The organism is [Collinsella] massiliensis (genome assembly GCF_002161605.1).
Lineage (GTDB): Bacteria > Actinomycetota > Coriobacteriia > Coriobacteriales > Coriobacteriaceae > Enorma.
In genome coordinates this window covers 1-25,462 of record NZ_NFIE01000025.1, presented here as the reverse complement: position 1 = coordinate 25,462, position 25,462 = coordinate 1, and the positions used below count along the sequence as shown (strand labels likewise).

Sequence of the window (25,462 nt, the reverse complement as noted above, 5' to 3'; positions counted from 1 at the left end):
CCACTCTCCCTTGCGAGGTCGCCTCGGGCGCCCCAACTGCCATGCCGGCATCCCTGCCCGCCAGATTCTGCATTGCACCAAAGCATCCGGTATCCGGCTCTCAGATGCAACGACTTAAAGATAGGAGAACGCCATGCCAAGCGAGACGGATGCGAAGCTGCTGCTCATCGTCGACGACGAGCCTGCCATCGTGAACATGCTCGACGAGTATTTCCAGATGGAGGGCTATGCGACCGCCTGCGCGACGGACGCGGAGGGCGCGCTCGCGGAGGTGCGGCGCGTGCTCGAGCGCGGACGCGGCGTGGACCTGGCGCTGCTCGACGTCAACATGCCCGGCATGGACGGCTTCGGGCTGTGCCGCCGCCTGCGCGAGGTGCTCAGCTGCCCCATCATCTTCCTCACGGCGCGCATCGAGGACGCCGACCAGCTGGACGGCTTCAGTGCCGGCGCCGACGATTACGTGCTCAAGCCGTTTTCGCTCGCGGTGCTCGGTGGGCGCGTGCGGGCGCATCTTGCGCGCGAGGCCCGGCGCGACGGCGGGACGGCCTCGCGCAGCGTCTCCGTGCTCTCGGACATCACGATCGATTATGCCAAGCGCACGGTCGAGGTGCGGACGCAGCCGGCGGCGGGTGAGGGGCCGGGCGCGACGGCCGGCGGGCGCGCTAGCGTGCGGGTCGACCTCACGCGCACCGAGTTCGACATCATCGCGCTGCTGAGCAAGCACCCGGGGCGCGTGTACGACCGGGCGTTCATCTACGAGCGGGTTTGGGCGTGGGACGCGACGGGCGACCCATCCATCGTGCGCGAACACGTGCGGAGGATCCGCAACAAGTTCGAGGCGGCCGGCGCGCGGCACGAGGTGATCGAGACGGTTTGGGGCGTGGGGTACCGATGGGCGGCACGATGATGGAACGGCGGCGCGGCGCGGACGGGGGAGCGGGCGGCGCTGCGGGTACCGGCGGACGTCCCGGCCGGGCGTGGTCGCGCATGAAGGCATGGTTCCGGAACCCCACCATCATGCGGGCGTTCTTCGGCTATGCGCTCGTGTGGCTCGTGGCAGCGAGCGCGGTGGCGCTCGTGGCCATCGACGCGCTCATGGAGGTGTACTACCGGGTCTCGGAGGAGCACCGGGCGGAGCACGCCGAGGTCAATGCGGGGCCGTACCTCTATGATGCCGCGACCGACGAGCTGCTGCGGGCGACCCCCGTCTACCTCGAGGATTCGTACGACCATATCGTATTCGTCGCCTTCGTCCACGCCGCGCGGGACGAGGCGGAGGACAGCATCGTTGCGGGCGGGTGGGACCGCGACATGCGCGTCGTGGACGCGACGATGGGGCTCTTGCGGAGCGACCTGTCGTACCGCGTGTCCGATTGGGGCGGCAACTACACCGAGGAGCAGTACCGGGCGACGGGCGGCGAGCCGTACGACCCGGATGCGACGATCCCGGTGGACGAGCTGCCCGCCTACGATGCCCGCGAGCGCGCCGCGCGCCTGCCGACGGTCGATGCGTTCGGGGCGGGCGACTTCGGGGAGGACGTGCTGCTCTCGAACGTCGCGTACTACGTGGCGCTCGACGAGGCGAGCTACCTCACGTGGCTCGATTGGGCGCTGCGGCTCACGGCTGGCATCGGGGTGCCCGTCCTGGCGTACGGCGGCCTGGCGATCCTGCTCTTCCGCAGGTTCTACCGGCGCTATATCGGCGGGCCGCTCGCGGAGCTGGGCGGGGCGGCGGAGCGCATCGCCGCGCGCGACCTCGATTTCCAGATCGAGCCGGTGCGCGGGCGCGAGCTGAGCGGGCTCGCGGCGGCCATGGAGCGCATGCGCGCCGCGCTGCTGGAATCCCAGCGGGAGCTCTGGCGCACGGCGGAGGATCGGCGCCGGCTGAACGCAGCGTTCGCCCACGACCTGCGCACGCCCGTGACGGTGCTCAAGGGCACGGTCGAGCTGGCGAGCGTGTGGGCGCGCGGGGAGGAATCGCCCGCCGGGGTCGAGGGTTCGCTCGCGGTCATCTCCGAGCAAGTCGAGCGGCTCGAGCGCTACGCGGCGGCGATGGCGCGCGTGACGAAGCTCGAGGATCGCGCCGTCAACCGCGCTCCCATCAAGCCCGCGGATGCGGTCGATGCCATCGAGCGCCAGGCCACAGCCTACGTCGCGGCGAACGGCGCCGCGTGCGGGCTGCGCTTCGCGGTGGGCGATAGCCTGCGGGCGCGGTCGCGCGAGAACGGCGGGGCGCCGCTTGAGCTCGATATGCAGGTCGTCGAAGAGGTGCTGGGCAACGTCCTCTCCAATGCCTGCGGGCACGCGAGCGCGCTCGTCACGGTCGGGCTCGACCTCGCGCCCGGCGGCGATGCGGTGCGCGACGCAGCGCCCACGCTCGCTGTCACCGTGACGGACGACGGCCCCGGCTTCTCCGCCGAGGCGCTCCATCACGGGTGCGACGCCTTCTTCAGCGAGCAGAAGTCGGCCGAGCACTTCGGCCTGGGGCTCAATGTGGCGCGCGTGCTCGCGCGGCTCCATGGCGGCGAGGTCGCCCTCGCGAACGCTCCCGAGGGCGGTGCCCGGGTGACGGTGACCTTCGCCGCGTGACGGCAGCGCTCTTGACGCGGGGCTTACCGAGGGCGAACACGCGGCAGATACGATGGATGGGGGTTTGCGATGCCACAGATGCCACAGGGAGATGCGATGACAGATGAGGTTTCGGCGGTCGCGCGCGTTGCCGGCGCGGCCTGCGCCGTCGCGATCGTCGCGGCGCTGGCAGCGGCCTGCTGGCGCTACCTGCCCGGCATCTACGCCTGGCTCACCGACCCGGCGGCGGTGCACGCCCTCGTCGCCGAGCATGCGGTGCTGAGCCGGCTCGCCCTCGTGGGCATCAACGCGCTGCAGGTGGTGCTCGCGTTCTTGCCGGGAGAGCCCGTCGAGCTCGCGAGCGGCTACGCGTTCGGCCTCGTCGAGGGCACGGTGCTCTGCCTTATCGCCTCGGTCATCGCCTCGAGCGCCATCTATCTCGCGGTGCGGCGCTGGGGTTGGCGGCTCGTGGGGAGGTTCTTCGACCGCGCGCAACTCGAGCGCTATGCGTGGATCCGCGACACGCGCCGGCTCGAGCTCGTGATGCTCGCGGTGTTCCTCATCCCCGGCACGCCGAAGGACTTCCTCACCTACTTCGCCGGGCTCACCAAGATGCGCTTCGGGGCGGTGCTCGCGATCACCACGTTCGGCCGCCTGCCCTCGGTCGTGACCTCGACGGTCGCGGCGTCAGCGCTCGGCACGGGCGACTACACCCTGGCGATCGCATCGGTGCTGGTAGCGGGCGCGCTCCTCCTTGCTGGCGGCATCCTGTACCGCCGCCTCGAGCGCCGCGCCAAGAAATGACAAAATCCAGACAGGCTGGTTTTTATCATCCGGCGTCGCGTCAAATGATAAAAACCAGCCTGTCTGGATTTTATCAGTCTAGATTATGTCATCCGCTAGCTCGCGCGGCTGAGGAAGAAATCGGCCATGTCGAGCAGGAGCGCGCGGCACGCCTCGTCGAGCTCGATGCCGGCGAGCGTGGTCTTCGCGCGGGCGATGAGCTGCTCAGCCACGTCGTGGGCGTAGGCGATCGACCCCGTCTCCTCGAAAAGCTCCACGGCGCGCGCGAGCACCGCCGGGTCGCTCGACCCGGAGCGCAGGATGGCCTCGACCTCGTCGTGCGCCGCGGGGTCGGCGAGCGCGTGCACGGCCACGAGCGTCCGCTTGCCCTCGGTGATATCGGTGCGGAAATCCTTGGCGGTGTCGCTGCCCACGAGATTGATGAGGTCGTCCTGGATCTGGAAGGCGAGCCCGGTGTCGAGGCCGAACGAGCGCAGCGCCTCGACCTGCGCCTCGCTGCCGCCGCCGATGATCGCGCCGCAGGCGAGCGGCACGGCGCCGCTGTAGTGCGCGGTCTTGAGCGTGGCCATGCGCAGGTAGTCGTCGACGCCGAGGTCGAAGCGCTCGTCGCGCACCCAGCCCAGGTCGAGCGCCTGCCCCTCGATGGTGCGCATCGTCATGGCGGTGAGCTCGCGCATCACGCGCACGCGCGTGGCGTCGTCGAGCACGGGGTCGTTCAGCACGGCCTCCGTGACGAGCGTGAGGTCGAGGTCGCCGCAGTTGATGGCGAGCCCCACGCCCTCGGTGAGGTAGAGGCACGGCTTCCCGCGGCGCAGCTGCCCGTTGTCCGCGATGTCGTCGTGGATGAGGGCCGCGCTCTGGAAGTGCTCGATGGCCGCCGCGCAGCTCCGGGCGCGCGCGGGGTCGCCGCCCACGGCGCGGCAGGCGATGAGGCAGATGAGGGGACGATGCCGCTTGCCGCCGTTCTCGGAGAACGCGCGCAGGGGCGCGTAGAGGAAGCGGTCGAGGTCGTCCCCCGCAGGGCAGCCGGTGCGCTCCTCGCCGAAGAACGACGCGAGGTACCCGTCCAGGTCGGTGTGGTGCTCGGCGAGGTATGCGGCGAAGGCGTTGGGCATGGGGCTTCTCGTTTCGGTCGGTGACTCGGTGGCTCGTCTGGGGCGCGCTACGCGGTCTCGAAGCCGTCGGGGTTCTTGGACTGCCAGTTCCAGGAGTCGCGGCACATGTCGTTGATGTCGAACTCGGCCTTCCAGCCCAGCTCCTGCTCGGCCTTGGTCGCGTCGCACCAGTTCGCGGCGATGTCGCCCTCACGGCGCGGGCAGATCTTGTAGGGGATCTCGTGGCCGCAGGCGCGCTCGAACGCGTGAATCACGTCGAGCACCGAGGAGCCGGTGCCGGTGCCCAGGTTGAAGATGCCCACCTCGGAGCGGCCGTTCATCCACTCGAGCGCCGACACGTGCCCGCGCGCGAGGTCGACCACGTGGATGTAGTCGCGCACGCCGGTGCCGTCGGGGGTGGGGTAGTCGTCGCCGAAGACCTGCACGAACGGGCGCTTGCCCACGGCCACCTGCGCCACGTAGGGCACGAGGTTGTTCGGGATGCCCTTCGGGTCCTCGCCGATGAGGCCGGAGGGGTGCGCGCCGATGGGGTTGAAGTAGCGCAGCAGCACGACGTTCCACTCCGGGTCGGCCGTGTGCAGGTCCATGAGGATCTGCTCGATCATCCACTTCGTCCACCCGTAGGGGTTCGTGGCGGGCTTCTTGGGGTCGAGCTCGGTCACGGGCGGGTTGTCCGGGTCGCCGTAGACGGTCGAGGAGCTCGAGAAGATGATGTCCTTGCAGCCGTGGTCGCGCATGCAGGCGCACAGCGTGAGCGTGTTGCCGATGTTGTTGTGGTAGTACTCGAGCGGCTTGCTCACGCTCTCGCCCACCGCCTTGTAACCGGCGAAGTGGATGACGCGGTCGGGGTGCTCGGCCTCGAAGACGGCGTCGAGCGCAGCGCGGTCGTTGACGTCCACCTCGTAGAAGGCGAGGTTCTGCGCGGCGTCTTCGCCCACGATTTGGCGCACGCGGTCGAGGGCGACGGGGCTCGCGTTGTAGAGGTTGTCCACCACCACGACGCGATAGCCGCGCTGGAGCAGCTCGACGCACGTGTGCGATCCGATGAATCCGGCGCCCCCGGTAACGAGGACGCATGTATCTTGCGGTGTCAGTGCCTGTGCCATGGGTGACTCCTCACGTCGAATGCTGCCGCGCCGGCTGGGGCGCGCGGTGCCGGGCGTCGGTGCGCGCGGGCGGGCCCCGCCCCGTTCGCTCACCGCATCGGCGTCACTCAAAGTATAGCGTCGCCGCCCGCGGGGGTGCCGTGCCGTTTGCGCGATTATTCGACGATGTGGGCGGACATCCCCGCGCGGTGCGGTATCCTTATGGGCAGGTTGAGCATACACACAGAGATCAAACGGAGCACGTATGTCACACCGCAGCGATTTTCCCGGGGGAACCCCTATCCCTTCCGATACCCGCAACACCGCCCCTGCCGCCCCGAGCGGCTGCACGCGCCGCGACGCCATCAAGATGACGCTCGCCGCCGCGGGCCTCGCCACGCTGTTCGCGAGCCCCATCACCGCGCGCGCGACGCCGCAGGCCTCGCAGGAGACGCTCGACGCGCTCGATGACGCGCAGACGCGCCTCGACGAGGTCCAGGCGCAGCTCGACGACCTCTCCGCGCAGTACCAGGAGCTCAGCAAGAAGCAGGACGAGACCATCTCGCAGATCGAGGACGTCACGGCGCAGATCGAGGCAACCGAGGCCGAGATCGCCGAGCAGGAGGAGCAGCTCGCCGCTAAGCAGGAGGTGCTCTCCGAGCGCGTCGCGACGAGCTACAAGAACGGCGGCAACGAGACGCTCTCCATCCTGCTTTCGGCGACGACGTTCGACGAGCTCATCTCGAACGCGTACTACGTCGAGAAGATCAATGAGGCGGACCGCGAGGTCATCGCCGAGATCGAGGAGATCCGCACGCAGCTCGAGCAGAAGCGGCAGAGCCTCGAGGACCAGAAGGCCGAGCTCGAGGAGCTCAAGGCCGCCCAGGCCGAGCAGCTCTCGGAGATGCAGCAGAAGCAGCAGGAGACCCAGGAGATCCTGAACGGCCTCGACGACGAGGTGAAGCAGCTCATCGCGAAGCGCGACGAGGAGATTCTCGCGGCCGCGCAGGCCGAGGCAGAGGCCGAGCGCCGGCGGCAGGAGGCCATGGCCGGCGGCGGCTCGAGCACGCCGCCCGTCCTGCCCGCGGCGGGGAGCGGCCAGGACTACTCGGCGGCGAGCTCCGCGCAGAAGCGCGTGGTCGATTCGTGCTACTACACGGCGTCGCCCGGCCTGGGCTGGTGCGCGGCGTGGGTGAGCTACGTGTTCTCGAACGCCGGCATCGGGTCGGTGTGGGGCAACGCGTGCGATATGTACAACATGTACTGCACGAGCTCGGATAAATCCGCGCTGCAGGTGGGCATGATCATCGCCGTGTCGACGCACAACCTCACCTCGGCGGGGCGCATCTACGGGCACGTGGGCATCTACATCGGCGACGACAAGGTCATGCACAACGTCGGGCCCATCGCCACGTACGGCCTCGACCAGTGGATCAACACGTACGGCACGACGGTCACGCCGCGCTGGGGCTGGGCGCTGGGCAAGGACCTCTCGCAGATGAGCTAGCGCGGGGCACGGTGGCCGCGGCGGGGCGCGCGAGCTCGCGCCGGCGGCCGTCCCGGTACGCCGCCCGCGTCGCAGACGCTCTCGCGTCGCCCTTACCGCTGCGCGCCGCGCTGCTCCACGAGCTGCTCGACCAGGCGCGTGATCTCGGCGAGCTGCTGCTCCATGTCGTTGATCTGCTGCTCGAGCTCGCGGATGCGCCGGCGGTTACTCTTGATGCCCTCGCGGTTCACGCGCGACTGCTCCTCCACGGGGTCGGGCATGCTCAGGCGGTGCTGCTTCGCCTCGAACGATTCCTCCACGATGCGGCAGCCGTTGCGGCGCACGATGCGCCCGGGCACGCCCACGACGGTGCAGTTGTCGGGCACGTCCTTCACCACCACCGAGTTGCCGCCCACCTTGACGTTGTCGCCGAGGTGGATGTTGCCGAGCACCTTCGCCCCGGCGCCCACGGTGACGTTGTTGCCCAGCGTGGGATGCCGCTTGCCGCACTCCTTGCCCGTGCCGCCGAGCGTGACGCCCTGGTAGAGCACGCAATCGTCGCCCACGACGGTGGTCTCGCCGATGACGACGCCCATGGCATGGTCGATGAAGAAGCGCCTGCCCAGCTGCGCCGCCGGGTGGATTTCGACGCCGGTGAAGAAGCGCGTCACCTGGCTCAGCACGCGCGCAGGGCCGTGCGCGCCGTGCTCCCACAGCCAGTGCTCGGGCGTGTGCATCCATTTGGCGTGCAGGCCGGGATAGGAGAGCGCGATGACGAACCCGCTCTGAGCTGCGGGATCGTGTGTCTTCACGGTGGCTATGTCCTCGCGGACGGTGGTGATGAAGCTCATGGTTACTCCTTTGGAGCGTGTGCGGGCGCGCGGGCGGCGGCGCACCGCTGCGATGCGCATAAGTATAGCGAATTGGTAGGATTATAGGCGCAGGAATGCCTCGATGCGACGGAATGTCCGCTCGGTCGGGGGTCGCGCAGGCGGCTCGCAACCCAAAGTGAGCGAAACGAGCGGTTTATACGGGGGTGCACAAGTAGCCGCCAAAACGGCAAGCTCGCTACCAGTGCTTTCTTCGGCGCTCAACCCCTTGCTACTTCCGAGGGTGCCCATAAACTGCTCGTTTCGCTCAGTTTGGGTTCTCAAGGGGCGGTGGGAGCCCTCCGCGGCGGCGTCTTCCCCCGCGCCGTCTCGCTTGCTGCAACAAAGAATTAACGGGTCGCTTTAGCGGGGCGGAGTACAATGGTCGATACGCTATGCGAACAACGCGAAGGAGCTCGGTGCGCCCGGGCTTCCTCGGGTGCATACAATTCGACTCATCGAAGGAGCGCATCATGGCAGCAGAGAAGAAGGACATCGACTGGGGCAGCCTGGGCTTCGCCTACCAGCCCACGGATTACAGCTACGTCTGCAATTACAAGGACGGCGCCTGGGAGGAGGGCGGTCTCACCACCGACCACACCATCACGCTGTCCGAGTGCGCCGGCATCTTCCACTATTGCCAGGAGGTGTTCGAGGGGCTCAAGGCCTACACCACCAAGGACGGCGACATCGTCTGCTTCCGCCCCGACCTCAACGCCGCGCGCATGGCCGACTCCGCGCGCCGCATCGTGATGCCGCCTTTCCCGGAGGACAAGTTCATCGAGGCCGTGAAGATGGTCGTCAAGGCCAACGAGGCCTGGGTGCCGCCGTTCGGATCGGGCGCCACGCTCTACGTGCGCCCGCTCATGATCGCGACGGGCGAGGTCATCGGCGTCGCGCCGGCGGACGAGTACCAGTTCCGCATCCTCGTCACGCCCGTGGGCCCGTACTACTCTGGCGGCGTGAAGCCCGTCGCGGTGAAGGTGCCCGAGTACGACCGCGCCGCGCCGCACGGCACGGGCGCCATCAAGGCCGGCCTCAACTACGCGATGTCCCTCTACCCGAGCGTCCAGGCGCACGCCGAGGGCTTCGCCGACAACATGTACCTCGACCCGCAGACCCACACCTACGTGGAGGAGTCCGGCGGCGCGAACTTCCTGTTCGTGGATAAGGACGGCACGCTCGTGGTGCCCAAGAGCGCGACCGATTCCATCCTGCCGTCCATCACGCGCCGCTCGCTCGTGTACGTGGCCGAGAACATGCTCGGCATGAAGGTGGTCGAGCGCCAGGTGAAGTTCGAGGAGGTCGCGTCCGGCGCCTTCGTCGAGTGCGGCATGTGCGGCACGGCGGCCGTCATCAGCCCGGTGGGCAAGGTCGTGAACGGCGACGAGGAGATCACGTTCGGCGAGGGCGGCATGGAGCACGTGGGGCCGGTCATGCAGAAGCTGCGTGCGACGCTCACCGGCATCCAGGACGGCGAGATCGAGGGGCCCGAGGGCTGGGTCGTGAAGATCTGCTAGGACGGGCTGCGTAGGCTGCCCGATGTGCTGGGGCGTATGCCTCCGGTGGGGTGATTTCGAGAGCGCGCGGTGCGGGGTTGCCTGCACCGCGCGCTTTTGCGTGGCGGCTTGCCTTCCGCGGGGGCGTTTTTGAGCAGCGTGAGCAAAAAGTGGTGATGGAATTCAGATATGCACGATTCCGGCGGCGCTGATAGGGGTGCGCTGGCTCCTGGCGGCTTAGTCGCTCGGCAAAACCCCAGGATTCGCCCGGCCGTGCCGCGTAAAACGCCGCGCCGCGCCCGAAAATCCTCGAGCGTGGCGCGGTGAATCGCGCATATCTGAATTCCATCACCACTTTTTGCGGCGATGCGGTTTATTCCTTGCTGTCGTCCTTGTCGTCAGCGGCATCCTTGCTGTCCGCGTCGTCCTTCTTGTCGTCCGCACTGTCGTCCTTCGTGTCGTCGAAGGTGGCGACCACGCCGAGCACCTCGACGGAGTCGATGGTATCGATGTTGAACAGCTTCGACTGATCCTCCACTACCGAATTCTCCTGATCGGTCGGATCATATTCGCTGTCTTGGTCGTCGCCGATCAAGTCCCCGCTGTCGCCGGATTTGACATTCTTCGCCTCGCTCTCGCCCACCGCGTAGGTGAAGCGCGTGCTGCCGTCATCGCCGTATGCGAAGCGGTACGGGTTCCCGTTCGCTTCGAGCGCAAGGAAGTAGACGTCGACGGCCTTCCACGTGCTCTCGCTCTTGTTCTGGAGCGTGCCCGTCACCTGGAAACCGTAGCCCTTCTCGGTCGCGGCGACGGCGTAATCGTCGAGCTTGTACTCGCTCGGCAGGAGGTCCTTCTTGCCATCGACGGCGTCGAGCGCGTTGGTGACCTCGGAGACCTGCACGTCGATGTTCTTGATGTCGATCTTGGTGTCCTTGTTGGTCTTATCGTCGTGGACGGTGGGCATGCTCCGGTACAGCTTGAGCTCCGCCACGCCGTCCGCCTCGATCAGGGCCTCGCAATCCGTGGTGTATACGTTGGCGCCGCGCACGAGATCCCAGCTGAGCTTCAGCCGCTCTTCACGGTCGTCGCCGTTCTCATCGGTGTCCGTGTAGATCGCCGCGGCATCTGCCTTGGCCAGGCACGGTACGGAGGCGGCGCTCGAGAGGGTGACGGTGACGGTTAGGAGGTCGTTCTCCTCATCGGCGTCGAAGGTTACATCGCTTACCGTGACGTCGGCGAGTGTCGGGGCATCGTCGGCCTTGGAATCGGTGTCCGTTTGAGCGGATTGGTCATCGTCCTTCTGGCAACCGACAAGGCCGAGCCCCGCGACCACGGCCGCAGATCCGAATAGCCTCAGTGCGCTTCTCCTGGTGATGTCGCTCATAATGCTCCCATCTCGCGTGGATTGAGCGGACGCTGACGTCGCGCTGCGCGCTCGGCGAGGTGCCGGGTGCTTGATATATCTGTACCCGCTCCAGGAGCGCGAACGGTAGGCTCAGATAGGGGAGAATTGCTTAAGATGCCCTGGCTGCAGCTCCAGGTCGAGCCTGCGATGTGCGTGGGCAGCGTCTGGCGGGGTCGTCCGTGCCGTACGCTTACGCGGTGCGATTTGTTCGAGGCGCTTCGCTGCGGGTGTGGAGCGTTTTTTGAGCGGAATGCGCAAAATGTGGTGTTGGAATTCAGATATGCACGATTCTGGCGGCTCGGATAGGGGCGCGCTGGCTCCTGGCGGCTTGGCCGCGGGGAAAACCCCAGGATTCGCTCGGTCGCGCCACGCAAAACGCCGCGCCGCGCCCGAAAATCCTCGAGCGCGGCACGGCGAATCGTGCATATCTGAACTACGCCACCATTTTTAGCGGCTGCGCGGCTTATTCGTCGCTATCATCCTCATCATCGAAGGTAGCGCGGGCGTACTGCACTTCGACAGAGGCGACCTTGTCAATGCTAAAGACCTGCGAGCTATCGAGTGTAACGGCTGAGTAGTTATCTTCGGGGTTGTAGCGGTAGGCGGCATCCTGCTCGCCATACACGAGCTCTCCGCTGGAATCCGGCTTAATGTACTCTGCTTCAGATACGGTAGTCGCATATCCCGAGTAGGCCGATCCCTCCTCGACCCAGAAGAAGCGGTACGGATTATTGTCGGCGTCGATTGCGAGAAATCCGATCTCGATGCTTGACCAACGATGGTCGGTCTTGTTTGTGATGGTGCCTGTTACCTGGAACCCGTATCCCACTTCAGGCGTGGAGATGGCAAGGCCGTCGATTTCGTAGGCGTCAGGCAAAAGATACTCGTTATCAGTGGCATCTTCGACCTCGGTCACCTGCACATCAATGCCCTCGATGTCGATCACGACATCCTCGCCGATTTCGTTATCGTATCTGGTGGGAATATTTATATAAAGCTCGAGCTCCGCTTCATCCTGAGCGTTAATCAGGGCAAGGGCATTGGTGGCTGAATTGTCCAGATTTGATCCGCGTGCAATCTTGAAGCCCAGCCCCGTTTGTTCCGTCTGCTTGTCACCGTATTCGTCGGTGGCGGTGTAGGATCCCACAACGTCGGCGGTAACTATACATGGAACAGAAGCGCTGCTTGAGATAGTGAACGTGGCGTGAATAATGCCGTTTTCGACATCCGTGTCATAGTCTACGTCGCTCACGGTAAAGTCGTCGACCGTGGGGACGGTGCTCTTGGGCTCGGGATCAGCTACCCCCCCCCTCTGTGTTCGTCGGGGCTGTCTGCGCCTCGTCCTTCTTGCATCCGGCGAGGCCGAGCCCCGCGATGGCGGCTGTCGAACCGAACAGCCTCAGCGCGCTTCGCCTGGTGATACCGCTCATGATGATGCTCCCATCTCTCGTTGTCCGGGCGGGCTCGTCGCCGCGCCCCGCGCCCGGTTGGGTGCCGTGCGCTTGACTGTACTGTATCAGCTTTCAATACTCGAAAAAGAGAATATGAAGGGGTAGAAAAAAATAGGGCACCTCGACATGTCATACCGAGGTGCCCATGCGTTGAGATGGGATCGCGCGGAGTTCGATAGTTCGCGCGAAAAGATCGGCCGGACGCTACGGCGACGTTGCCACTGCCGTGCGCCCGGCCGGGACAGCGTTACTCCCGGTTCCCACGGCCGGACATGCGTGCCTTGATGCCCGCGGCGATGGCACCGCCGCCGGCGAGGAACGCGGCGAGCGAGGCGGTCATGCTCACGCCGCCCGTCTGGAGCAGGTTGCCATCACCGTTGCCGTTGCCGTTTCCGCTGGTATCGTCGTTGCCCGAGCCGCCGTCACTCGATCCGGAGCTGCCCTGGACACCATGCGCCTTGCTCTCCTCGACCGCCTTGATGGCGTTCGCGAGGCGCGTCTGAGCAGCGGAGATCTCCGCCTCGGTAGCATCGGGATCGCTCATCACCGACCGCGCGGCGGCGAGCGCGGCCTCGAACTCCTTCACTGCGCTGCTGGAGGCGCCGGTGGTATCGACCTTCTCAGCGCTGCCGATGGTGTTCTGCAGACCGGATTTCGACGGCGCCTCCTCTTCGGGGATGGTCGCCGCGGCCTGCATGACTAGGTGATGGTCGCTCTCGTCGGCGCTCGCGCCGTTGACGTTCTCGTCGGTGACGAGCGCCTTGAGCGCGCCGGCGGCGAGCTGGGGGATGGGCTGGCCGAAGAGCTCGATGCTCGGGACGAGGCCGGCAACCGTGCCGCCCAGGTCGAGCCCGAGCATGGAACCGGTGAGCAGCTCGACGAGGTCGGCGAGCGTTTCGACCTTGCCGAGCAGCAGCGGCCCCACCACGAGCCCGCCGATCACGTTGCTGCCCTCCTGCTTGATGAGGTCGGACGGGACGCACGCGACCTTACCGGCCAGCGTCATGAACGCGGAATCTTTCGCGAGCAGCCCGTTGACCTGCGTGCCCACGAGCGTGCCGAGCAGGTTGTCGTTCTCGATTCCCGCGATGGCGGAGGATACCGCCTCGCCACCAGATTGCTCGTTGCCGAGCAGGTGATCCTGATAGGCGAAATCGACGAGTCCGAGCACCGAATACGTATCGTTGACCGGGCTCTCGAGCAGGCTCTTGACCAGGGCGCTCACGATGTCGCGCAGCGCCTGCTGGCCGCCGTTTGCCGTGTCGAGCAGAATCTTCTGGTCAAGCTCGGCAAGGAGCCCGTCGATGAAGGCCGAGAAATCCTGCGCGGTGATGTACAGCGCGCATTCATCGCCCTCTGCCATGGTGGACGGTGTCGCACTGAGCGCGTTGACGATCTGCTCCTCCTCCGCGGGGGTGAGGGTGACATCGAGCGCGCTTGCCGTGGCCGGGGTCTCCGCCAGCTGCCACGCCTCGATGCGGCCGGACGCGGCGTTGTAGAAGAGCGCCACATCGACCTGCATGATGAGGACCTTCTTCGAGATGTAGAAACCCTGAGCGATGGCATCGTCGATCGAGGTGGGAAGCATGCCCGTGAGGAGCGCCCACAGCTGCCCGTCGAGCGCGTTGGCGTCGCAGCCCAGAAGGCCGGCGATCGTCGCCTTCACCCCGCCACTAGCCTCCACCTGCGCGAGCAGCGGGTCCACCACGTAGCCGTCGAGCATCGTGGTGACGGACTCCACGGTGAGCGTGCGGCTCTTGCCGTATTCGGTGATGTCCTGCGACGCCACGTCGTTCAGCCCGCCGGCCTGCGCGATGGAGAAGTCCACCGTGCCGAGCGGCTGGTCGTCCACGGTCATGGTGCACTCGAGCGTATCGCCCGTCTGCGCGAACTCGAACGAGCCCAGGCGCATGTGGGACGGATAGGTCACGAGCGAGCCGGTCTCGATGTCGTAGATGGTGTTGCCCGCGGCGCTCGTGTGCTTGGCGATGTCGTTCGCGTGCATGTGCCCGGTGAAGATGGCGGAGATGCCGGCGTCGGCGTACTGCTCGGCAACGTCCGTGTAGCTCAGGTTCTTGTTGACGAGGTACTCGCCGAAGATTTCATCCTCATAGCCGAAGTGCTCGACGATGCCGTGGTGCTGCATGGCGACGACCACATCGCCGGCGGCCCGCGCCGCTTTCGCTTGCGCGCAGACCCAGTCCACGAGCTCTTGCGTCATGCCGTCCTGCGTCTCCTGCGCCAGCCCGGTGCCATCGCCCGGCAGGTTGTAGCTGCAGGAGTCCACCACGATGAGCGTGAGGCCGGGGCAGGGGCGCACCACGTAGGAGAGGCTTCCGTCGCGGGTGCCGCTGCGGTCGAAGCACGCCGTGGCCTCGGCGTAGCCGAAGTCCGCCCAGATCTCGTCCTTGTACTGCGTGGGACTCGTGCGCTGGGCATCCGGCGCCTCGGTGTCCTCGGCTCCCGCCTGGGCGAAGTCCTTCGCGTGGTGGTTGTTGAGGTCGTGGTTGCCGTTGATGACGAAGAACTTCGTCTGCTTGCCGTCGTGCTGCTCGGCGATCTGCTCCTGTGCCCGCTTGAACAGGTCGCGCACCTGCTCGTGGCCGAGGTACTCGCCGTCCTTGGTGAGGTCGCCGGGGACGACGACCATGTCGGGCGCCTGCTCGACCACGACCTCGAGGGCGCGGTTCAGGATGTCGGCGCTCTCGCTGAACATCTTGCGGTCGGAGTTCTCGGCGATCTCGTACGCGGCGTTCTGCGCGATGAGGTCGGGCGAGAGGTAGTGCACGTCGCTCATGATGGCGAACGTGAACTTCTGGGGGTACGAGGTGGGCGCGTCGGCAGCGCTCGCGGTGGCGGGCAGCGCGCTCGCGGCGGCCGCGGTTCCGCTGGCGTCGATGACGAGCTTCAGGAAGCTGCGCCGGTTGAGGGCGAGGGGTGCGTGCGGGGTGGGCTCGACTTCTGACATGGTTCTCCAATCGTTCGCGGACGCTCTGCGGGCGCCCGTCGCGCTGGGCGCCGCTGCCGTATCGGGCTTCGGATGCTGGAGAACGCCTGCCGCGTGCGGGCGGGCGGATGCCGTCGTCATGCGCCGATATCGGACACATGCGGTTAGTATCGCGAGGGGGCGTAAGGCCTCCGCAAAGGGCGCGTGACAATCGAATTAACGTTTCGTCAAGAATGTAAGCGCAGCGCTCGGGGGGCGCGGACGGTGCGGGCGCGGTGGGCGTGGGTGCGGAAGATGCGGGCGCGGGCGAAGATGACGGCAGCGGCGCCGGCGGCGACCGCGAGGCCAGCGGCGAGGCCGGCGGCAAACAACGAGCCCCCGGCCGGACGCACCGGTCGGGGGCTCGCATGCTCTGGCGATGGCGGAGAGAGGGGGATTCGAACCCCCGGAACGCTCGCGCGCCCAACGGTTTTCAAGACCGCCGCATTCAACCGCTCTGCCATCTCTCCGTGACTGGTAATGATAGCATCGAATCATCCAAGGTGCGGCAACACGTCGAGAGAGGTAGCGGGTGGAACGCGGCGAACAGGACGAACGGTTCATGCGCGAGGCGCTCGCGGAGGCGCGGGCGGCGGCAGCGGCGGGCGAGGTGCCCATCGGTGCGGTCGTCGTGCACGAGGGCGAGGTCATCGCGCGCGCCCACAACCGGCGCGAGCTGGACGACGACCCATCGGCGCACGCGGAGTTTCTGGCCATGACCGCCGCGGCGCGCGCCCTCGGTCGCTGGCGGCTTTCGGGCTGCACGGTCTACGTGACGCTCGAGCCGTGCCTCATGTGCGCCGGCCTCATGGTGAACGCGCGCGTGGACCGCTGCGTGTACGGCGCGGCCGACCCCAAGGGCGGGGCGCTCGGCTCGCTCTACCGCCTGCACGACGACGCGCGGCTCAACCACCGGTTCGCGGTGACCGCGGGTGTGCTCGCCGATGCGTGCGCGGGCGTGCTGAGCGACTTCTTCGCGAACCTGCGCGCGGGCGCGCGGGCGGACGGCGACGCGCACGAAGCGAAGCGCGCGGCGGCGCTGCGGGACGGCGCCGGTGCGCGCGCGGCCTGTTGCGAGGACGCCCCGTGCGCGGCGACGCCGGCTCCCGCCCCGCGCGTGCTGCTCGCGATCGATTCCTTCAAGGGATCGGCCATGAGCGCCGAGGTCGAGGCGTGGGCGGCGGAGGGCATCCGGCACGCCTGCCCGGGCGCCCGCGTGACCGCGCTCCCCATGGCGGACGGCGGCGAGGGCACCGTCGAGGCGCTCGCGGAGGCGCGGGCGGCGGCAGCGGCGGGCGAGGTGCCCATCGGTGCGGTCGTCGTGCACGAGGGCGAGGTCATCGCGCGCGCCCACAACCGGCGCGAGCTGGACGACGACCCATCGGCGCACGCGGAGTTTCTGGCCATGACCGCCGCGGCGCGCGCCCTCGGTCGCTGGCGGCTTTCGGGCTGCACGGTCTACGTGACGCTCGAGCCGTGCCTCATGTGCGCCGGCCTCATGGTGAACGCGCGCGTGGACCGCTGCGTGTACGGCGCGGCCGACCCCAAGGGCGGGGCGCTCGGCTCGCTCTACCGCCTGCACGACGACGCGCGGCTCAACCACCGGTTCGCGGTGACCGCGGGTGTGCTCGCCGATGCGTGCGCGGGCGTGCTGAGCGACTTCTTCGCGAACCTGCGCGCGGGCGCGCGGGCGGACGGCGACGCGCACGAAGCGAAGCGCGCGGCGGCGCTGCGGGACGGCGCCGGTGCGCGCGCGGCCTGTTGCGAGGACGCCCCGTGCGCGGCGACGCCGGCTCCCGCCCCGCGCGTGCTGCTCGCGATCGATTCCTTCAAGGGATCGGCCATGAGCGCCGAGGTCGAGGCGTGGGCGGCGGAGGGCATCCGGCACGCCTGCCCGGGCGCCCGCGTGACCGCGCTCCCCATGGCGGACGGCGGCGAGGGCACCGTCGAGGCGCTCCACCGCGCGCTCGGCGGCGCGATCGTCACCCGGCGCGTGGCCGGTCCCCTCGATGAGCAGGTGGACGCATCGTACCTGCTAGCGGATGGTGCGGACGGCCCGGTCGCGGCCATCGAGATGGCTGAGGCGGCGGGCATCGAGTACTCGCCGTGCACGCACGAGGCGGCGCTCCATGCCTCGACGTACGGCGTGGGCGAGCTTTTGCTCGACGCCGTGGCGCGCGGGGCGCGGCGCGCGTACTTCGCCATCGGGGGGTCGGCCACGAACGACGGCGGGGCGGGCTTCCTCCAGGCGCTCGGCGCCCGGCTGCTCGACGCGCATGGCGAGGAGATCGCGCCGGGGCTCGCCGGCCTGCGCGATGTGGCGCGCGTCGACCTGTCCGCCGCGCTCGCGGCGCTCCAAGGCTGCGAGCTCGTCGTGCTCTCCGATGTGGACAACCCGCTCGTGGGCGCACGCGGCGCCGTGCGCATGTACGGTCCGCAGAAAGGCTTGCTCGAGGGGTGTGTCGACGAGGCGGGGGCGGAGGAGCGCCTGGTGGCATGCGACCGCTGGATGGTCGGCTACGGGCGCGCCCTCGACGCGGCGCGCACGGCGGCGGGCGTTCCGGCGGGGGAGGGGCGGCCGCGGTTCCGCTCCGTCCTCGGCGTGCCGGGCGCCGGCGCGGCGGGCGGCCTGGGCGCGGCGCTCCTCGTCCTGGGCGCGCGCATGACCTCGGGGGCGTCGGCCGTGCTCGACCTCATAGGCTTCGATGCGGCGCTCGCCGAGGCCGACCTCCTCATCACGGGCGAGGGCTTCATGGACGAACAGACCGCCCACGGCAAGGCTCCGGTGGGGGCGGCGGCGCGGGCGCATCGGCGGGGGGTTCCCACGATCGCGCTGGTGGGAGGCCGTGCGGATGTGCTCGATGACGTCTACGCGGCCGGGATCGGCCTCGTGCTCCCCATCGTCCGCCGCCCCATGGCGCTCGATAGGGCGCTGTCCCGCGACGAGGCGCGCGCGAACCTGCGCGCCGCCGGCGAGGCCGCCATCCGGGCGTACCTGCTGGGACAGACGTGGTGATTTGGCAGCGGGAGGCAATTTGCCCCTCGACGCGCGGCGACCCAACGGGTACCATAGGCACTACGCTCTGCGCGTTCGATGGGTTCGGGTGACGATATGTTCCGAATCTGGTCAGGTCCGGGAGGAAGCAGCCATAAGGAGCCTCTGCCGGGCACCCGGATCCATCGAGTGCACAGGGCGCTTTTTCATGTCGGGGCTCCGTGCGGTGCCGCGCCCGCCCGCAGCCGGTGCTCCCGCCGCGCGCCCCGCAAACCCCGCGTCCACCCCGCGCCCGCGCTCCGCAGCCGGCGGTCCCGCCGCGCCCGCCCGCAGCCGGCGCGCCCGCCGTTATCCCCGGCAGCCCCTCCGCCGCCGCATTTTTAACGCTTACGTTATAGATGCATGACCTACCATGGCCTATCATCTCTACATTGGTACCGGCCATCGCCCCGCGCCGCCTGCGCCCGCCCGCGACCCGCCGGATTCCCCGCATCGACCCGACCGTTTGAAGGCGATCATGTTCAAGCTGCTCCGACGCTTCGCCGGCGCGTACCGCCGGTATTTCATCGTAGGCCCCGCGTGCAAGCTGCTCGAGGTCTTCTTCGACCTGCTCACGCCCCTCGTCATCGCGCGCATGATCGACGAGGGCGTCGGCGCGCACGACCTGCCCGTCGTGCTGCGCTACGGCGCGCTGCTGCTCATCATGGCCGCGATCGGCATGGCGTTCACGCTCGTGTGCCAGAAGATGGCCGCGCTCGCCTCGCAGGGCATGGGCACGGACATCCGCTGCGACCTGTACCGCTCCATCAACCGCCTCTCGTATGCGGAGCTCGACCGCTTCGGCACGCCCTCGCTCATCACGCGCATCACCAACGATGTCAACCAGGTGCAGCTCGCCATCGCCCTCGGTATCCGCCAGCTCATCCGCTGGCCGTTCCTCGCGGTGGGCTCCATGGTGGCGGCGCTCGCCATCGACCTCAAGCTCGGGCTCATCTTCCTCGTCTCCACGCCGCTCATCGGCATCGTGTTCTGGGTGGTCATGGCCCGCAGCGTGCCGTACTACCAGGGCATGCAGCGAAAGCTCGACCGCATCGGCCTCATCTGCCGCGAGGGGCTGTCCGGCGAGCGCGTCGTCCGCGCCTTCGTGCGCGAGCGCCACGAGCGCGACCGCTTCCGCGCCGCGTCGGCCGACCAGGCGGCGACCGCCATCGCCGTGGGCAAGCTCTCGAGCGTGCTCAACCCGGTGACGTTCCTCGTCATGAACCTCGGCGTGTGCGCGATCCTCTGGGCGGGCGGCATCCAGGTGAACGTGGGCGCGCTCTCGCAGGGCGAGGTCATGGCCTTCGTGAACTACATGACGCAGACGCTGCTCTCCATCGTCTACGTGGCGAACCTCGTGGTGGTGTTCACGCGGGCGAGCGCCTCGGCCACGCGCGTGAACGAGGTGCTCGAGTGCGAGCCGAGCATCTCGGACGCGGGCGCGCAGCCGGTGGACGTGGAGGCCGCCCTCGCCGCGGGCGCCCCCGCCGTGCGCATGCGCGATGCCGCCTTCTCGTTCCCGGGCTCGGCGGCACGCGCGGTGGACGGCGCGGACTTCGCGCTGCGCCCGGGCCAGACGCTCGGCGTCATCGGCGGCACGGGCTCGGGCAAGTCGACGCTCGTCTCGCTTATCCCGCGCCTCTACGACGCGACGGCCGGCGCGGTCGAGGTGCTCGGCCGCGACGTGCGCGCCTGGCCGCTCAAGCAGCTGCGCCGGGTGGTGGGCGTCGTGCCGCAGAAGGCCTCGCTCGTCTCGGGCACGATCCGCTCGAACCTGTGCTGGCGCGACGCCGCGGCGACCGACGACGAGCTGTGGGACGCGCTCGCCTGCGCACAGGCGGCGGATTTCGTGCAGAAGCTGCCCATGGGGCTCGACAGCCCGGTCGAGGCGGGCGGCAAGAACTTCTCGGGCGGGCAGCGGCAGCGCCTGTCCATCGCCCGCGCGCTTGTGGGCGAGCCGCTCGTGCTCATCCTGGACGATTCCGCCTCGGCGCTCGACTTCAAGACCGACGCCGCGCTGCGCCACGCGATCCGCCTGCGCGGGGTCGCGCGCGTGCCGGGTGCGTCGACGGCGCCCCTCACCACGGTGATCGTCTCGCAGCGCGTCTCGTCCGTGCGCGACGCGGACCTCATCTGCGTGATGCGCCGCGGCGCGGTGGTCGGCCTCGGCGCGCACGACGAGCTGCTGCGCTCGTGCAAGGTGTACCAGGAGATCTGCCTCTCGCAGCTCAAGCGCGAGGAGCTCGGCCTCGCCGACGACGAGGTGCTGGAGGTTACCGACGACGGCGAGCTCGAGCTGGCCAACGGCGAGGCGCTCGCGACCGTCGGCGCGGGCGGGGGAGCGCCGGCAGCGACGGCCGCCGCGTGCCCGGCGACCGGCTCCGTCGAGGCATCCGATACGGGGGTGGCGTAGATGGCGAACCCATATCAGTCCGTAGGCTCGGTCTCGACCGTCGCGTCGAGCATTTCCGGCAACAGCGACTTGGGCGGCCCCGAGGCGCCCGGCAGCGGGCCTAGGCTCTCCACCGCGCGCTACGGCACCTGGGAGGTCACGCGCCGGCTGCTCGGCTACGTGCGCCCGCACGCGTTCTCCTTCACGGTCTCGTTCGTCGCGGCGACCATCTCGGTGGTGCTCCAGCTGTACGTGCCCATCCTCATCGGCCGCGGCATCGACCTCATCGTCTCGGCGGGCAGGGTCGATTTCGACGCGCTCCTGCCACTCGTCGAGCAGCTCGCGCTCGTGGTGGTGGGCGCGGCGGCCTTCCAGTGGCTCCAGGGCTACTGCGTGAACCGCCTCTCGTACGAGACGGTGCGTGACCTGCGCGTCGAGGCCAACGACAAGCTCTTCCGCATGCCGCTCTCGTTCATCGACAGCCACCCGCACGGCGACCTCATCAGCCGCGTGGTGAACGACGTCGACCAGGTGGGCGACGGCCTGTTGCAGGGGTTCACCCAGCTCTTCACCGGCGTGGTGACCATCGTGGGCACGCTCGTGTTCATGCTCTCCATCTCGGTGCCCATGGCGCTCGTCGTGGTGCTCGTCACGCCGCTCTCGGTGCTCGTGGCGTCGGCCATCGCGAAGTTCTCGAACAAGAGCTTCTCGGCGCAGCAGCGCATCCAAGGCCAGCTCGGCGGCTATGTGGAGGAGCTCGTGGGCAACCAGAAGCTCGTCGACGCCTTCGCGTTCGGCGACCGCGCCCAGGACGGCTTCGACGCCATCAACCGTGAGCTCTACACGGCAGGCGAGCACGCGCAGTTCCTAAGCTCGCTCTCGAACCCCGGCACGCGCTTCGTGAACAACCTCATCTACGCGGTGGTGGCCATCATCGGGTGCGCGGGCGTCATCACCGGCGTGCCGGCGCAGCTCACGGTGGGCGAGGTGCAGACGTTCCTCTCCTACGCCAACCAGTACACGAAGCCGTTCAACGAGGTCACGAGCGTCATTACGCAGATCCAGACCGCGTATGCCTCGGCGCGGCGCCTCTTCGCCCTGCTCGACGCGGCCGAGGAGGAGCCCGACGCGCCGACCGCCCGGGAGCTCGTGAAGCCCGCGGGCGCGGTCGACATCGACCACGTGGACTTCTCCTACGTGCCCGACCGCCCGCTGCTGCGCGACATCTGCGTGCACGCGCGCCCGGGCATGCGCATCGCGCTCGTGGGGCCCACGGGCTGCGGCAAGACGACCCTCATCAACCTGCTGCTGCGCTTCTACGACGTGGACGCGGGCGAGATCCGCATCGACGGCGAGCCGGTGCGCGCGGTCACGCGGCCGAGCCTGCGGCGCGCGTTCGGCATGGTGCTGCAGGATAGCTGGCTCTTCGAGGGCACGGTGCACGACAACATCGCCTACGGCCGGCCCGACGCCACACGCGAGGAGGTCATCGCCGCCGCCGAGCGCGCGCACGCCGACTCGTTCATCCGCGCGCTGCCCGACGGCTACGACACGGTGATCCCCGAGGACGGCGGCACGCTCAGCCAGGGGCAGAAGCAGCTGCTGTGCATCGCGCGCGTGATGCTCTGCGACCCGGCAATCCTCGTGCTCGACGAGGCCACCTCGAGCATCGACACCCGCACCGAGCTGCAGGTACAGCGCGCGTTCGACAAGCTCATGGAAGGGCGCACAAGCTTCATCGTGGCGCACCGCCTGAGCACCATCCGCAACGCCGACTGCATCCTCGTGATGCGCGACGGCGTGATCGTGGAGCGCGGCACCCACGACGAGCTGCTCGCGCGCGGCAACGCGTACGCCGAGCTGTACAACGCCCAGTTCGCGCAGTAGCGCGGCGGGTTTTCGGGGTGCTTCGGGGCGCGTTTGCGGGGGTCTGCGGCGTGTCCGGCATGTTCGAGCGCCGAAACTGAGTGGGATTCTAGATGCGCTGGGTAGACCGCCTTATTTCACGGAGAAATCGCAGGTAAGCTATCTTCGACAAGCGGGTCTACTCAGACATTTCGAAATCCCACTCAGTTTCGGCGCTCGAATGTTCGGCGGAGGCTCGCGAGAGGCTGTGCGGCCGTTCTCCAACTCGCCCCTGCGCGCGTCCGTCGCGCAACCATAGCCGCGAAACGCCAAAAAACAGCCTAAACCCCCTTGCACTGTACATAAGTGTATATATACTGTATGTATCGAGTATATACACTATACTCGCTGAGCGGCGCGCTGGGACGTCAGGCGCGCCCGCCAGGCCGCTGGGGGACGCCCCGGCGGCGTACGGAAAGGAACCTGTGTGGAGATCATCATCTCGAACGCGAGCAGCAAGCCCATCTACGAGCAGATCACGAGCCAGATCAAGGCAGCGATCCTCTCCGGTGAGCTTGCGGAGGGCGAGCAGCTCCCCAGCATCCGCGTGCTGGCGAACAGCCTGCGGGTGAGCGCCATCACCACGAAGCGCGCCTACGCCGACCTCGAGGCCGCGGGCTTCATCGAGACGGTGCAGGGAAAGGGCAGCTTCGTGGCCGGCGGCAACGCCGAGCTCATCCGCGAGGAGCAGCTGCGCGGCATCGAAGGGCTGCTCGCGGAGGCGGTCGAGCGGGGACGCGCGATGGGCCTCGCGGACAGCGAGCTCGCCGAGATGCTCGACCTCATGCTCGAGGAGCGTCGGGCATGAGGGGGGGGGTAGCGCTCCGCGCGTAGGCGCGGCGGACATCGCACACCTCCTACCAGCATGAACGATGAAAGGTGGCGGCACCTATGGCATCTATGAACCCTATGGGCGACCCGATGGCGAGCGCGGGCGCGAGCCTGAACGCGGACGCAACCCCGGCGCTCATCGAGGCGCGGGACATGACCAAGCACTACGCGGGATTCTCCCTGCAAGACGTGAGCTTCACGGTGGGCGAGGGCGAGATCGTCGGTTTCGTGGGCAAGAACGGCGCGGGCAAATCGACCACCATCAAGGCGCTGCTCGGGCTCATCGGGCTCGACGGCGGCAGCGCGCGCATGCTCGGCCGCGACGCCCGCGAGCTCGCCCGGGGCAGCGCGGCGGCGCTGAAGGAGCGCATCGGCGTGGTGTTCGACACCGTGTCGGTGCCCGGGCACCTGCGCGTCCGAGACGTCGCCCGCGTGATGGAGCGCGCCTTCACCTCGTGGGACGCCCGCGCGTTCGACCGCCTCGCCCATGCGTTCGACCTCGACGGCGCCAAGCAGGTGAAGGAGCTCTCGCGCGGCATGGGCATGAAGCTCAGCCTGGCGTGCGCGCTCAGCCACGGCGCGCAGCTGCTCATCCTGGACGAGGCGACGGCCGGGCTCGACCCCATGGCGCGCGACGAGATGCTCGACCGCCTCCGCGACTTCGTGGCCGAGCCGGGGCGCGCGGTGTTCATGAGCAGCCACATCACGAGCGACCTCGAGCGCATCGCCGACCGCGTGCTGTGCATCGACGAGGGGCACATCACTTTCGACCTCGCCAAAGACGAGATCACCGACGAGATGGGCATCGCCCGCTGCCGCGTCGCGGACTTCGAGCGCATCGCGGCGAGCGGCTTCATCCCCGAGCACGAGCTGCGCTATCGCAAGAACGACTACGGCATCGACCTGCTCGTCCCCGACCGCTTCGCGTTCAGCGAGCGGTTCCCGAACGTGCCCGTCGACCGCATGACCATCGACGACTACCTCACCCTCACCCTGAAAGGCGGTGTGCGATAGATGAAGCGCGCATACCTCATCGAGATGACCATCTTCCGGGACTACTTCAAGCAGCTCATGGGCGTGGGGTGCTTCGTCGCCGTGTTCGTGAGCATGGGCATGGGCACCATCGTGGCGGCGCCGGCGATCCTCACCATGATGTTCTTCATGCTGGGCACCATGGCCGCCGCCACGTACGACGAGCAGAACAACTGGGGGCTCTACCGGCTCACGCTGCCGGTGGGCCGCCGCGACGTGGTGCTCGCGCGCTATGGCGTGATCGTGACGCTCGGGCTCGCGGGCATGCTGCTCATGTCGGGCATCTGCGCGGTGGTCATGGCGGTGGCGACGGTGGTCGAGCTCCCCATGGGCATCTCGGAGATCCTGGCGTTCGACCCCGACATGGTGCAGGGCATGGTGTTCGCCGTGGCGTTCTGCATGGCGCTCGGCGCGCTCATCGCGAGCATCGAGACCCCCATCTACTTCAGGTTCGGCCAGAACAAGACCACCCAATGGATCCCCATGGTCACCATCCTGCTGTTCGTGGGGCCGATGCTCATCGTGAACGGCACGGGCATCCTGGACAGCGGCGCCATCCCCATGGAGACCATTGCTCAGGTGCTCGGCTTCATCGAGACGCCGGCGGGCGTGGCGGCGTGCTTCGGCATCGCGGTGGTAGTCGCCGCGGTGGCGCTCGGCGTGTCGGCTGGCGTGTCGCTCAAGCTCTACGAGCGCCGCGAGCTGTAGCGGGTGTTGCGGTGGGCGCGGGGACGGGCGTTTTTCGCGCCGCGCGTCGCCTGCACCCGCCGGATAGCGGCGCACGAGGGGCTGCGCGGCGCCCCGCGTTCCCAAAGTGAGCGAAACGAACGTTTTATGAGGGGCTAGCCGAGTAACCGGCACAGGGGCAACTCGGCTACCTGCACTGATAATTTGCAATATGGTCGTACCGCCGTTCGGCGGATACCATGTCGGTACGCGGCGCGGTGACCCATCTACCTGCTGGCGCCCCCGCGGGGCCGCCTTCAAAGCGACCTGTCCC

General features: G+C 68.2%; 17 protein-coding genes, 1 tRNA gene and 1 other RNA gene. 12 read left to right on the top strand and 7 right to left on the bottom strand.

Features of this window, described 5'->3' with window-relative positions:
* The first annotated feature begins 133 nt into the window (after nt 1–133).
* From B5G02_RS09285 to B5G02_RS09275, 3 genes are all read left to right on the top strand, one after another.
* Nucleotides 134–907, top strand: coding sequence for a response regulator transcription factor (locus B5G02_RS09285; protein WP_019239931.1), 774 nt, complete (start codon nt 134–136; stop codon nt 905–907).
* Nucleotides 892–2,589: a sensor histidine kinase gene (locus B5G02_RS09280; RefSeq protein ID WP_094336004.1), complete on the top strand. Its 1,698-nt coding sequence runs from the start codon at nt 892–894 to the stop codon at nt 2,587–2,589. The genes B5G02_RS09285 and B5G02_RS09280 overlap by 16 nt, the downstream gene beginning before the upstream one ends.
* Before the next feature lie 96 nt (nt 2,590–2,685).
* On the top strand, nt 2,686–3,372 hold the full coding sequence (locus B5G02_RS09275) for a TVP38/TMEM64 family protein (protein ID WP_094336003.1): 687 nt from the start codon (nt 2,686–2,688) through the stop codon (nt 3,370–3,372).
* A 95-nt stretch (nt 3,373–3,467) separates the two neighbouring features.
* Here B5G02_RS09275 and B5G02_RS09270 read toward each other — a convergent pair whose 3' ends face one another.
* Together B5G02_RS09270 and galE are read right to left on the bottom strand one after the other, a co-directional pair.
* Nucleotides 3,468–4,487 (bottom strand): polyprenyl synthetase family protein, encoded by a 1,020-nt coding sequence (locus B5G02_RS09270; RefSeq protein ID WP_094336002.1) that lies wholly within the window; start codon nt 4,485–4,487, stop codon nt 3,468–3,470.
* Between the two features lie 47 nt (nt 4,488–4,534).
* Nucleotides 4,535–5,593 (bottom strand): UDP-glucose 4-epimerase GalE, encoded by a 1,059-nt coding sequence (galE, locus tag B5G02_RS09265; RefSeq protein WP_094336001.1) that lies wholly within the window; start codon nt 5,591–5,593, stop codon nt 4,535–4,537.
* 244 nt (nt 5,594–5,837) lie between these two features.
* Between galE and B5G02_RS09260 the strand changes: the two genes are divergently transcribed.
* On the top strand, nt 5,838–7,079 hold the full coding sequence (locus tag B5G02_RS09260; RefSeq protein WP_094336000.1) for a coiled-coil domain-containing protein: 1,242 nt from the start codon (nt 5,838–5,840) through the stop codon (nt 7,077–7,079).
* Between the two features lie 92 nt (nt 7,080–7,171).
* On the opposite strand, the gene cysE is transcribed toward B5G02_RS09260, so the two are convergent.
* Complete coding sequence (gene cysE / locus B5G02_RS09255; RefSeq protein ID WP_094335999.1) at nt 7,172–7,909, bottom strand: serine O-acetyltransferase; 738 nt, start codon at nt 7,907–7,909, stop codon at nt 7,172–7,174.
* A 491-nt stretch (nt 7,910–8,400) separates the two neighbouring features.
* Here cysE and B5G02_RS09250 point away from each other — a divergent pair, with 491 nt between their 5' ends.
* Nucleotides 8,401–9,447 (top strand): branched-chain amino acid aminotransferase, encoded by a 1,047-nt coding sequence (locus B5G02_RS09250; protein WP_094336006.1) that lies wholly within the window; start codon nt 8,401–8,403, stop codon nt 9,445–9,447.
* 352 nt (nt 9,448–9,799) lie between these two features.
* On the opposite strand, the gene B5G02_RS09245 is transcribed toward B5G02_RS09250, so the two are convergent.
* From B5G02_RS09245 to B5G02_RS09230, 4 genes are all read right to left on the bottom strand, one after another.
* Nucleotides 9,800–10,810 carry a hypothetical protein gene (locus B5G02_RS09245; RefSeq protein ID WP_241146219.1) on the bottom strand — a complete coding sequence of 337 codons (1,011 nt, stop codon included), beginning with the start codon at nt 10,808–10,810 and terminating at the stop codon, nt 9,800–9,802.
* A gap of 484 nt (nt 10,811–11,294) precedes the next feature.
* Complete coding sequence (locus B5G02_RS09240) at nt 11,295–12,083, bottom strand: hypothetical protein (RefSeq protein WP_143758307.1); 789 nt, start codon at nt 12,081–12,083, stop codon at nt 11,295–11,297.
* Nucleotides 12,084–12,529: 446 nt separating this feature from the next.
* Nucleotides 12,530–15,250 (bottom strand): metallophosphoesterase, encoded by a 2,721-nt coding sequence (locus B5G02_RS09235; protein WP_094335997.1) that lies wholly within the window; start codon nt 15,248–15,250, stop codon nt 12,530–12,532.
* A gap of 398 nt (nt 15,251–15,648) precedes the next feature.
* Nucleotides 15,649–15,738 (bottom strand) — tRNA-Ser (locus B5G02_RS09230).
* Nucleotides 15,739–15,800: 62 nt separating this feature from the next.
* Between B5G02_RS09230 and tadA the strand changes: the two genes are divergently transcribed.
* From tadA to B5G02_RS09195, 7 genes are all read left to right on the top strand, one after another.
* Complete coding sequence (gene tadA, locus B5G02_RS09225; protein ID WP_241146218.1) at nt 15,801–18,284, top strand: tRNA adenosine(34) deaminase TadA; 2,484 nt, start codon at nt 15,801–15,803, stop codon at nt 18,282–18,284.
* A 75-nt stretch (nt 18,285–18,359) separates the two neighbouring features.
* Nucleotides 18,360–18,455, top strand: an RNA gene (ffs, locus tag B5G02_RS09220) — signal recognition particle sRNA small type.
* A 325-nt stretch (nt 18,456–18,780) separates the two neighbouring features.
* The gene (locus B5G02_RS09215) at nt 18,781–20,715 is read left to right on the top strand and encodes an ABC transporter ATP-binding protein (protein ID WP_019239919.1); all 1,935 of its coding nucleotides are present in this window, start codon (nt 18,781–18,783) and stop codon (nt 20,713–20,715) included.
* Nucleotides 20,716–22,581 carry an ABC transporter ATP-binding protein gene (locus B5G02_RS09210; RefSeq protein WP_094335996.1) on the top strand — a complete coding sequence of 622 codons (1,866 nt, stop codon included), beginning with the start codon at nt 20,716–20,718 and terminating at the stop codon, nt 22,579–22,581.
* 445 nt (nt 22,582–23,026) lie between these two features.
* Complete coding sequence (locus B5G02_RS09205) at nt 23,027–23,407, top strand: GntR family transcriptional regulator (RefSeq protein WP_019239917.1); 381 nt, start codon at nt 23,027–23,029, stop codon at nt 23,405–23,407.
* 83 nt (nt 23,408–23,490) lie between these two features.
* Nucleotides 23,491–24,444 (top strand): ABC transporter ATP-binding protein, encoded by a 954-nt coding sequence (locus B5G02_RS09200; RefSeq protein WP_232385552.1) that lies wholly within the window; start codon nt 23,491–23,493, stop codon nt 24,442–24,444.
* The gene (locus B5G02_RS09195) at nt 24,445–25,170 is read left to right on the top strand and encodes an ABC-2 transporter permease (RefSeq protein ID WP_019239915.1); all 726 of its coding nucleotides are present in this window, start codon (nt 24,445–24,447) and stop codon (nt 25,168–25,170) included. It begins immediately after the preceding gene.
* Nucleotides 25,171–25,462: the final 292 nt, after the last annotated feature.

Excerpts from the sequence above, each read along its gene's own strand:
- B5G02_RS09285 (WP_019239931.1), top strand. The coding sequence starts at position 134 with ATGCCAAGCGAGACGGATGCGAAGCTGCTGCTCATCGTCGACGACGAG.
- B5G02_RS09280 (WP_094336004.1), top strand. The coding sequence starts at position 892 with ATGGGCGGCACGATGATGGAACGGCGGCGCGGCGCGGACGGGGGAGCG.
- B5G02_RS09275 (WP_094336003.1), top strand. The coding sequence starts at position 2,686 with ATGACAGATGAGGTTTCGGCGGTCGCGCGCGTTGCCGGCGCGGCCTGC.
- B5G02_RS09270 (WP_094336002.1), bottom strand. The coding sequence starts at position 4,487 with ATGCCCAACGCCTTCGCCGCATACCTCGCCGAGCACCACACCGACCTG.
- galE (WP_094336001.1), bottom strand. The coding sequence starts at position 5,593 with ATGGCACAGGCACTGACACCGCAAGATACATGCGTCCTCGTTACCGGG.
- B5G02_RS09260 (WP_094336000.1), top strand. The coding sequence starts at position 5,838 with ATGTCACACCGCAGCGATTTTCCCGGGGGAACCCCTATCCCTTCCGAT.
- cysE (WP_094335999.1), bottom strand. The coding sequence starts at position 7,909 with ATGAGCTTCATCACCACCGTCCGCGAGGACATAGCCACCGTGAAGACA.
- B5G02_RS09250 (WP_094336006.1), top strand. The coding sequence starts at position 8,401 with ATGGCAGCAGAGAAGAAGGACATCGACTGGGGCAGCCTGGGCTTCGCC.
- B5G02_RS09245 (WP_241146219.1), bottom strand. The coding sequence starts at position 10,810 with ATGAGCGACATCACCAGGAGAAGCGCACTGAGGCTATTCGGATCTGCG.
- B5G02_RS09235 (WP_094335997.1), bottom strand. The coding sequence starts at position 15,250 with ATGTCAGAAGTCGAGCCCACCCCGCACGCACCCCTCGCCCTCAACCGG.
- B5G02_RS09215 (WP_019239919.1), top strand. The coding sequence starts at position 18,781 with ATGTTCAAGCTGCTCCGACGCTTCGCCGGCGCGTACCGCCGGTATTTC.
- B5G02_RS09210 (WP_094335996.1), top strand. The coding sequence starts at position 20,716 with ATGGCGAACCCATATCAGTCCGTAGGCTCGGTCTCGACCGTCGCGTCG.
- B5G02_RS09200 (WP_232385552.1), top strand. The coding sequence starts at position 23,491 with ATGGCATCTATGAACCCTATGGGCGACCCGATGGCGAGCGCGGGCGCG.
- B5G02_RS09195 (WP_019239915.1), top strand. The coding sequence starts at position 24,445 with ATGAAGCGCGCATACCTCATCGAGATGACCATCTTCCGGGACTACTTC.